The sequence below is a fragment of the Pseudomonas sp. FSL R10-2189 genome, from assembly GCF_009600325.1.
Classification (GTDB): domain Bacteria; phylum Pseudomonadota; class Gammaproteobacteria; order Pseudomonadales; family Pseudomonadaceae; genus Aquipseudomonas; species Aquipseudomonas helleri.
This window is the reverse complement of sequence record NZ_WIVZ01000101.1, coordinates 1-1063: the sequence shown is the minus strand read 5'-3', so window position 1 is coordinate 1063 and position 1063 is coordinate 1. Positions and strand designations below refer to the sequence as shown.

Here is a 1063-nt window from a genome sequence, read left to right as displayed (position 1 = left end):
CTACAGGGCTCCAGCACAAGTCACGAACGACAATGACGTTGTTGCCGTCGCTGCTATGCAGGTCATTTTTTTTGAGCTGTTTTGCGATGTTTTCCATAACCACATCGGCGAGACGTTCTCTGTCGCATATTTTGTAAAACTGAGCCCACTTTAGAGTCATGAACTCATTTCCATTTTTACGAAGTAATTCATTTACTTCCGATGCGATGCTGCTTACTGCCTTGGACATATGACACCCCAAAATGATGCTTGCGCGATTTTTTTGGCGATTCTATATGCCACTAAAAAATAACCAACAGACTTCTTATGTATTTTTTGCGAGAGTTTTTAAAACGTATTTAAAATATCTTGCAGAATCCTTACAGACACCTTCGGGAAGAAGCATACAGGTGTGTTTGGATCATCAAAAATAGGCAATTAAGAGCCTCGATCGGGGCACGGGTACTTGTTCCCGTGCACTGATCGAGGAGACAAGCGCAGCGCGTCAGACCTGTGCAGCTCGAGCGCGAAGGTCCATAACCTGGCGCGCAGATAGCTTGTGTAGATCCTGGTTGGAAAAGACCAGGAGAACGCGGATCGCTTTGGTTTCTTCGTCCCAGAGCTCTAGGTCGCTCATAAGAAATTGATAATCACCCAGGTATGAGGCCGCCAGATCCCGCGAAAGGGTCCTGTAAGCCTCTCCAGGCGTTTTTAGTGCCGCATTCACTGCGTCGGCTACCGGATCGGTTGCGATGGCCATACCGCCGTTATGGGCCCTCTCAATGGCATGCTCGTTGTACTCAATCGAACCAGCATCAGGGTCGTCTGTGGGATTCCCAGGACAAAGCTTGTCCTCCCAGGGCAGCACGTACTGCGATCTGCCGAGGATGTCCTGCAGAACGTAATCAGAGGGTTTTGCTAGACGCTGCATTGGGCTGCTCCCAGGCGAAAATCGCATGGTAGCGCAGCCTGCTTTGGGCAGCTGAAAGCTGCCTCCAGAGCGGCCACAAGCCGCTCTGATAAACCGGCGTCGAAGACGACGGGAACAGCCAGACAGACGCCACCCGAGCCCACGAGACATCTC

2 protein-coding genes are annotated in these 1063 nt (G+C 50.9%); both read right to left on the bottom strand.

What is annotated here, in order from left to right; all coding sequences use genetic code 11:
* Window positions 1-229, bottom strand: a 229-nt coding sequence (locus GHO32_RS26705) for a hypothetical protein (protein ID WP_218581168.1), incomplete at its 3' end; no start/stop codon positions are given.
* Between the two features lie 255 nt (window positions 230-484).
* Window positions 485-910, bottom strand: a complete 426-nt coding sequence (locus GHO32_RS26040; protein ID WP_153331004.1) for a hypothetical protein — start codon at window positions 908-910, stop codon at window positions 485-487.
* Window positions 911-1063: the final 153 nt, after the last annotated feature.

Bases quoted from the DNA above. Each gene is read 5' to 3' on its own strand.
- GHO32_RS26040 (WP_153331004.1), bottom strand. From the start codon at position 910: ATGCAGCGTCTAGCAAAACCCTCTGATTACGTTCTGCAGGACATCCTC.